The sequence below is a fragment of the Pseudostreptobacillus sp. genome (assembly GCF_977040545.1).
The window spans coordinates 1-8,322 of sequence record NZ_CDRRBS010000049.1 but is presented as its reverse complement, the minus strand read 5'-3'; the positions used below and the strand labels follow the sequence as shown (position 1 = coordinate 8,322).

General features: G+C 26.0%; 8 protein-coding genes. All 8 read left to right on the top strand.

The features are described 5' to 3' along the window. A partial coding sequence (locus tag ACWYO2_RS03610; protein WP_455515135.1) for a PAAR-like protein occupies positions 1 to 1,548 on the top strand: 1,548 nt, incomplete at its 5' end. Positions 1,549 to 1,558: 10 nt separating this feature from the next. Beyond that, on the top strand, positions 1,559 to 2,518 hold the full coding sequence (locus ACWYO2_RS03605; protein ID WP_455515134.1) for a hypothetical protein: 960 nt from the start codon (positions 1,559 to 1,561) through the stop codon (positions 2,516 to 2,518). A 68-nt stretch (positions 2,519 to 2,586) separates the two neighbouring features. Next, positions 2,587 to 3,612 carry a BMP family lipoprotein gene (locus ACWYO2_RS03600; protein WP_455515133.1) on the top strand — a complete coding sequence of 342 codons (1,026 nt, stop codon included), beginning with the start codon at positions 2,587 to 2,589 and terminating at the stop codon, positions 3,610 to 3,612. Positions 3,613 to 3,797: 185 nt separating this feature from the next. Then, entirely contained in the window at positions 3,798 to 4,241 is a 444-nt protein-coding gene (gene rpiB / locus ACWYO2_RS03595) for a ribose 5-phosphate isomerase B (RefSeq protein WP_455515132.1), read from the top strand. Then, positions 4,241 to 4,579: a histidine triad nucleotide-binding protein gene (locus ACWYO2_RS03590; protein WP_455515131.1), complete on the top strand. Its 339-nt coding sequence runs from the start codon at positions 4,241 to 4,243 to the stop codon at positions 4,577 to 4,579. Before rpiB ends, ACWYO2_RS03590 begins: the two co-directional genes overlap by 1 nt. Next, positions 4,579 to 5,355 (top strand): TrmH family RNA methyltransferase, encoded by a 777-nt coding sequence (locus tag ACWYO2_RS03585; RefSeq protein ID WP_455515130.1) that lies wholly within the window; start codon positions 4,579 to 4,581, stop codon positions 5,353 to 5,355. The genes ACWYO2_RS03590 and ACWYO2_RS03585 overlap by 1 nt, the downstream gene beginning before the upstream one ends. 269 nt (positions 5,356 to 5,624) lie before the next feature. Further along, positions 5,625 to 6,683, top strand: a complete 1,059-nt coding sequence (gene adhP / locus ACWYO2_RS03580) for an alcohol dehydrogenase AdhP (RefSeq protein ID WP_455515129.1) — start codon at positions 5,625 to 5,627, stop codon at positions 6,681 to 6,683. A gap of 498 nt (positions 6,684 to 7,181) precedes the next feature. After that, positions 7,182 to 8,322: GTP-binding protein (locus ACWYO2_RS03575; RefSeq protein ID WP_455515128.1), on the top strand; the 1,141-nt coding region annotated here is incomplete at its 3' end.

Below are 8,322 nucleotides of genomic sequence, written 5' to 3'. Positions count from 1 at the left end.
AAGGAAGGACTAAAAAAAGAAGATTATAAAACATATACAAATATGGGTAAAGAAATTAGTTTAGTTAATTTAATATATACGATTTTGAAAAATAAAATTGAGTATAGGGAAGAAAGTCTTAAATATATTTCAACGCAAATTAATAAGGATTATAAAGAATACGTTAAAAGAGATACAAAAAGTAAGGATTCTAAATTGATTAAGTCTATATTCCCTAATGTTGAATCAATGAAAAATTTTTTTAAAATTAAAAATTTATCAAATATATCCTTTTTTTTAAAACCTATATATACACAAGAAAATATAAAAAAAAATATTTTAAGTAAAGTTGTTACGGATAGTGCCAAAGTATATTGTAGCTTTGGTGTTGGTTTTTCAAATTTTATAGGACTTACTTCAAAAAGCTTAATAAGTGGAGAAAAACTAGTTTCTATAAAAGATAAAAAGATTAAACCATTTAGTTCATGTTCTGTTTGCAAACAATGTATTCCTAATATTGTTGGTGATTGGAATAGTGATACGAATGTAATGATATCTGGTGTTAAAAGTTTAAGTGAAAATTCTACTAATTTTTGTGTTTACGGTGGAGTAATAACTTTATCACAAAAATTTTCTACAAGTACATATAATTCTAACGTTAATGTCAAACATAAAAAAGAAAATAAAAACGTTGAAAAAATGGCTCCGTATACTGATATGGAAGATTTTAAAAAAAATTTAAATTTAGAAATATCCTCTTTTTATGATGTGAATAGTAAATTAATTATTCCTGCTGTAATTTCTAGTGCAATTAAAATGAAATCAATTTTAAAACCTAAATTAGATGAAAAAAATACTAATTTTAATTTACCAATATATGATTCTAATGATAAGAAAATATATGAAATGAATGATATTTTCGATGTTATTAAAGAATATTTTTTAAGGGATAAAAAATCAAGCAAAGGGTATAGTTTATATAAAAAATATGGGAATAATCTTCAAGCAACAGATTTAGTAAATGAATATATAGCAAATGCTAAAAATATAGATGCAAGTGATTATATTCAAAGTAAACATATTGATAAAAATGATTGTCCATGGATGGTTATTTTAGAGTCTGAATATTTGAAATATAGAGGACAAAAAGAATACACTAGAAATGGAGGTTTAAACAAAAAAATTATAGAATATCATAAAATAGGAGGTGGAATAGATGCAACTTATTTGACTCCGTGGTGTGCTTCATTTACTTGTTGGATTCTAAGAAAAGTAGGGAGAATTAATTTTACGACTCCTTCCTCACAAAATTTAAGAAATATTTTAAAAAAAATAGATAAGGCAAAATACGGTGCTATACTTATACTAAGTAGATATAATAAAAATGGAGAAAGAACAAGTTTTGGACACGTAACTTTTATAACGGATATAACGGATGATGGTCGTTGTTTTTTATGTTTAGGAGGAAATCAAAATAATGAAATTAAATATTGTAAATACAAGACTAAGGGGGAAATAAAGACTAAAAATGGATATTTAAAAATTGGTGGAATATATTGGCCAAGATGAGGAGGGGAAAATGAAAAAAAGTTTTTTAATAATTTTAATATCAAGTATATCTTATACATCTAGTAATAAATATCTTATTTATGAAAATTTAAATATAGATAAAAAAGCTGCAATGAAAAATTATTCTTCATCAATATCAGCAAAATTAGATAATATTAATCTCAAGTTAGATAAGGAATATATGCTTGGTAAGAAGGTTAATTCTGGTGAATTATTTTTAGAAGAAATCGAAGGAGAATATGAAGAAGAAAATTTTAAATTTAAAATAAGTAATGATTTTGAATATGTTGATAATGAATTATACAATAATATAAATTTGGGTATAGATAACATCAAAAAATTAGATAGTAATATATTTGAAATGGGAGCTTATACATCATATAATATTAAAAAAAATAATACATTATTTCATGGATTTAGTATAGGTGTTGAAGCTAATGCCAAAAATTTAGAAAGTGGAATTAATCTATATTTATTAAGTGAATATAATTTTGAAAAAATATCAAAAGATAGAAATAACAATTATATATTAGGTGGTGCAAGTTTAAAATTAAAAAAGGAACTAGGTAGTTTAATATATATTGAACCAGATATTCGAGGATTATATTCTTTTGTAATTAATGATAATTTAAAATTTAATGAAACAAACATAGAAATAAAATCTAAAAGTAAATTTATAGTTGGTGGTAGATTGAAAATAGGAATTGAAAATAAAGGTGATACTTTATATAATTTTCATATTTTAGGTGGTATAGATAAAAAAATAAATTTTGATGATAATTTTTTATTAAAATTTAAAAATGGTAATTATATAACAACTATAAATCATAATAAATTAGACTATATTCTCGGTGTTGGTGGTGATATAGAGTTTAATAAAAAGCATAGATTAAATACATCGTTTAGAACTATATTTTCAAATGGATTATACAAATATTTGATAAATGTTGGTTATAGTTTTGAAAAATAAATTTTAAAAAATTTATTTTTTGGTAAAAATATGGTATACTATATTATCAAAAAAATTTGGAGGAAGAAATGAAAAAGGTATTTTCAATTTTAACAGTTTTATTTGGATTTTTCTTTCTAGTTTCTTGTGGTAGTTCTAAAACAGAAGAACCTGCTGCAGAAAATACAGAAGGAAAATTAAAAGTTGCGATGGTTTATTCTGTTGGAGGTAAAGGAGATAAATCATTCAATGATTCAGCTTATGCAGGATTACAAAGAGCTATGAAAGAATTTGGAGTTGAAGTAGCAGAATATGAACCTAAGGATGCTTCAGTAGAAATAAGAAATCAATTAGCTGAATATGCTCAAGATGGAACATATGATTTAATAATGACTATAGGATTTACTTCAGTTGATCCATTAACTTCAGTTGCTAAAGAATATCCTAATCAAAAATTTGTTTTAATAGATGATGCAATAGAAGGATTACCTAATGTATTATCAGTTTCATATAAAGAACAAGAAGGAACATTCTTAACAGGAGCATTAGCTGCTTTGATGTCTAAAACAAATAAAGTTGGATTTATAGGTGGTACTGATGCACCAGTTATTGCTAGATTTGCAACAGGATTTAAACAAGGTGCAAAATATATTAACCCTAATATTGATGTATTAATTTCATATATTAATGGTTCAAATCCTTGGAATGACCCAGTTGCTGCAAAACAATTAGCTGAAAGTTTAAATTCTAAAGGTGCAGATGTAATAATGCATGCTGCTGGTGGTTCAGGTTCAGGATTATTTAAAGCTGCTGAAGAAAAAGGATTCTATGCTATAGGTGTTGACTCTGATCAAGATGATATAGTTCAAGGAAAAGTTTTAACTTCTATGCTTAAGAGAGTAGATAATGGAGTTTATGATATAATCAAAGACTTAAAAGATGGAAAATTTGAAGCTGGAGTAAAATATATAGGTCTTGCTGAAGATGGATTAGATACTACAGAATTTAAATATACTAAAGATATAATAGGTAAAGAAAACTTAGATAAAATTGCTCAAATTAAACAAGATATTAAAGATGGTAAAATTAAAGTTAGTGATAAATTAGAAAAATAGTTTTCTAGGTATTATTAATAGTTAGAAATTAAAAATATAGAGAAAAGAATTAAATGAAAACATGTATGATGTTGTTTAAAACTTTTCTCTTTTTTTTTTACATTTAATTTTCTATAAAATCTATCAAATTAAAAAAAAATATGCTAATATATATGTATATATTTATTATAAAAATTGGAGGAGATATGAAAATAGTAATTGGAAATGATCATGCTGGAGTAGAATTTAAAAATCAATTAAAAGAATATATTGAAAGTAAAGGAATTGAGGTAATAAATATAGGGGTAGACACTTTAGATTCTGTAGATTATCCTGATATAGCTAAGGCAACTTGTAAAAAAGTTTTAGATAATGAAGCTGATTTTGGAGTATTAATATGTGGAACAGGAATAGGAATATCTATAGCTGCTAATAAAGTTGAAGGTATTCGTGCTGCTTTAGTTCATAATGAAGTTACTGCAAGACTTTCAAAACAACACAATAATGCCAATGTTATAGTTTTTGGTGCAAGAGTTTTAGGAATTGAGGTAGCTAAAAGTTCTTTTGATGCGTATTTAGAATCTAAATTTGAAGGTGGTAGACATCAAAACAGAGTAGATAAGATTGAAAGTTGTGGAGGTATATTTTAATGTCAACAGTTTTTAAAAAAATAATAGATAAAGAAATACCTGCTAAAATAATTTATGAAGATGATGATGTGATTGCTTTTGAAGATATTGCACCTGTTGTTAAAGTGCATGTTTTAGTTATCCCTAAAAAAGAAATAAAAAATCTGGATGCAGTTACTGAAGAAGACTTGATAATTTTGGGTAAATTACAATTAGCTATTTCAAAGATTGCAAAAAATTTAGGACTTAGTGAAGATGGCTACAGAGTTGTAACTAATATAAATGATAACGGTGGACAAACGGTTTATCATTTACATTATCATATATTAGGTGGACAAAAATTAGGGGTAATGGGATAATGGCAGAATATATTGTAAGTCGTGATAATAAGCAATATAAATTTTTAAAAAAATTAAAAGATAAGAAATATAGAGATCAAAATAATGTTTTTCTTGCAGAAGGTGAAAAATTTTTAAAAGAAAATATACATTTTTCTAAGATTATAATTAATGAATCAAAATATAAATATTTTGAAGATAAGTATAATATTTCAAAATATGATAATGTGTTAGTTTTGGCTGAAAATTTATTTGAACAAATAAGCACACAAGAAACAAGCCAAGGTATATTATTGATTTATTCTAAAAATGCTAAAAGATTAGATGAAATAAAAGGGGATGTTGTAGTTTTAGATGATGTTCAAGATCCGGGTAATATTGGGACAATAATACGGACTATGATAGCTACTAAATTTATAAACTTATTATTGACAAAGTCTAGTGTTGATGTATATTCACCTAAAGTAGTTAGAGCTACAATGGGAGGTATATTTAAAGTGAATGTTATATATTCTGATAGAGAAAATATATTAAAATTTTTAAAAGAAAAAGAGTATAATATTATTGGAACAGCATTACAAGAAGATAGTATAGATTATAGTAAAGTAGTACTAAATAAAAATAATAATGCATATGTATTCGGACATGAGGGTAATGGTATTTCTAAAGAAATACTAAATCAATTAGATCAAAAAGCTATAATTCCTATATATGGTGATATTGAATCGTTAAATGTCTCTGTTGCTGTTGCAGTATTTTTATATAAAATGAGAGAAAAATATTTTGAATTAGTTTAAGGAAATTGTGAAATTATACAATTTCCTTTTTATATATTCGAGTTGAAATATTGTACTATAATTTTTTAGAATCAGTGTTATTGTTAAATAATGTCAAAAATATCGTTAATACTGAAAAATAATAAAAAAAATATATGTGATTTATTGCGCATTAATAAATGGTTTTTTAAGATAATAAAAAAAATAAGACTGAAAATGTGAAAAAATTATTTACTTATTTAGTATTATGTGCTATTATTAATATATAAGAATTTTTTGGAGGTATAAAAATGAAAGCAGTAGTAGTTAATCAAGATTCAACTGGTATTGAAGTTGTAGAAAAAACATTAAGACCATTAAAAGCTGGAGAAGCATTAGTTGATGTAGAATTCTGTGGTGTATGTCATACAGATTTACACGTTGCTCATGGAGATTTTGGTAAAAAACCAGGAACAGTTTTAGGACATGAAGGAATCGGAGTTGTTAAAGAAGTTGCTGAAGGTGTTACTTCACTTAAAGTTGGAGATAGAGTTAGTATAGCTTGGTTCTTTGAAGGTTGTGGAAGATGTGAGTACTGTGTAACAGGAAACGAAACATTATGTAGAAGTGTTTTAAATGCAGGATATACAGCAGATGGTGGAATGGCTGAAGAATGTATAGTTACAGCTGATTATGCAGTTAAAGTACCAGAAGGATTAGATCCAGCTCAAGCAAGTAGTATAACTTGTGCAGGAGTTACAACATATAAAGCTATAAAAGTAGGTCAACCTAAACCAGGACAATGGGTTGTTATATGGGGTGCAGGAGGACTTGGAAATTTAGCTGTTCAATATGCTAAAAAAGTATTCAATGCTCATGTAATCGCGGTAGATATAAATGATGAAAAATTAGAATTAGCTAAAGAAGTTGGAGCAGATTACGTTATAAACGGTAAAAAAGAAGATCCAGTAGCTAAAATTAAAGAATTATCTAATGGTGGAGCTCATATATCAGTAGTTACAGCAGTTTCAAAAGTTGCGTTCAATCAAGCTATTGATTCAGCTAGAGCTGCAGGAAAAGTTGTTGCTGTTGGATTACCTTCAGAAACAATGGATGTATCAATAGTTAAAACAGTATTAGATGGTATAGAAATAATAGGTTCACTTGTTGGAACAAGAGAAGACTTAAAAGAAGCATTTGACTTTGGAGCTCAAGGTTTAGTTGTACCAGTAGTTCAAAAGAGATGTGTTGAAGATGCTCCATTAATATTTAAAGAAATGGAAGAGGGAACTATTCAAGGAAGAATGGTTATAGACTTTAAGAATTCAGATAAAACTTGTGGATGTTCTTGTCACAACCACAAACATTAATCTTAAAAAGTATAGAATATATTTTTGAATATTATAATAGTAAGTTTTAAATATAAATAAAAAAAGAGGTTTAACTCCCTTAAATAAAGAACATGTTTTTAAAGGGGTTTTCCTCTTTTTTTTAATATAAAAATATGATTATTATAGAATAATTAAAAGTTTTTTTGTTTTATTCTGAGCTAACCTTATCTATATAAGCCTTTATATTATCACAAAAAAATGTACTAGTAAATTTTTTGTTATTATATATCAGTTATAAATATATTGACGACCTTTATTTATAATATTTCCATATTGCTACTTGACAAATAATATTATATGATATATAATATTGTTGGTGTGATAATATAAAATACAAGAAAAAATTTAGATTTTTATCTACTTCAAGTTTGAAAAAATAAGTTATATATTAATTTGAAAAGTATAAATGTTTTTAACTATACAAATATACACTTAAATGATATAATACAATATATAATTAAAGGAAGGTTTGATTAAATGAAAATAAAAAATATAGCAATAATTGCCCATGTAGATCATGGTAAAACAACATTAGTAGATGCACTACTAAGACAATCAGGAACTTTTTCAAGTCATGAGAAATTACAAGAAAGAGTTATGGATAGCAATGATATAGAACGTGAAAGAGGAATAACAATATTTTCTAAAAATGCTTCTATAAATTATGAAGGGTATAAGATAAACATTGTTGATACACCAGGACATGCTGATTTTGGTGGTGAGGTACAAAGAATATTAAAAATGGTTGATTCTGTACTTTTATTAGTAGATGCGTTTGAAGGTGTGATGCCACAAACTAAATATGTTTTAAAACAAGCTTTAGAACATGGATTAAATCCAATAGTTGTAGTAAATAAGATTGATAGACCAAATTCAGATCCAGAAAATGTAGTTAATCTTGTTTTTGATTTATTTGTAGAACTTGGAGCAAATGATGTACAACTTGATTTTCCAGTAGTATATGCCTCAGCTAAAAATGGTATAGCAAAATTACATTTAACAGATGAAAGTGATAATATGAAACCGTTATTTGATTTAATTGTAAAAAATGTACCTGAACCTGAAGGGGATATAAATGAATCATTACAAATGCTTGTAACTAATATAGAGTATGATGAATATGTAGGAAAGTTAGCTACAGGAAGAATATATAACGGATCAATAGAAAAAAATCAAGAAATAGTTTTAGTTAAAAGAGATGCCAGTCAAGTTAAATCTAAAATAAGTAGAATATATGGATATGAAGGATTGAAAAGAGTTGAATTAGAAAGTGCTGTTGCAGGACAAATAGTAACTATTGCTGGGATTGAAGGAGTAGATATAGGTGAAACGATATCAGATAAAGATAATATTAAACCTCTTCCTTTAATAGATATAGATGAACCTACATTATCTATGAACTTTATAGTTAATGACTCACCATTTGCTGGTAAAGATGGGAAATACATAACTTCTAGAAATATACTTGAAAGATTAACGCACGAGGTAAATCATAATGTAAGTATGAAATTAGAAACTACAGATTCTCCTGATGTATTTCTTGTTAAAGGTAGAGGAGAATTACAATTATCTATTCTATTAGAAAATATGAGAAGAGAAGGTTATGAAATACAAGTTT

Bases quoted from the DNA above. Each gene is read 5' to 3' on its own strand.
- ACWYO2_RS03600 (WP_455515133.1), top strand. From the start codon at position 2,587: ATGAAAAAGGTATTTTCAATTTTAACAGTTTTATTTGGATTTTTCTTT.
- ACWYO2_RS03585 (WP_455515130.1), top strand. From the start codon at position 4,579: ATGGCAGAATATATTGTAAGTCGTGATAATAAGCAATATAAATTTTTA.
- ACWYO2_RS03605 (WP_455515134.1), top strand. From the start codon at position 1,559: ATGAAAAAAAGTTTTTTAATAATTTTAATATCAAGTATATCTTATACA.
- adhP (WP_455515129.1), top strand. From the start codon at position 5,625: ATGAAAGCAGTAGTAGTTAATCAAGATTCAACTGGTATTGAAGTTGTA.
- ACWYO2_RS03590 (WP_455515131.1), top strand. From the start codon at position 4,241: ATGTCAACAGTTTTTAAAAAAATAATAGATAAAGAAATACCTGCTAAA.
- rpiB (WP_455515132.1), top strand. From the start codon at position 3,798: ATGAAAATAGTAATTGGAAATGATCATGCTGGAGTAGAATTTAAAAAT.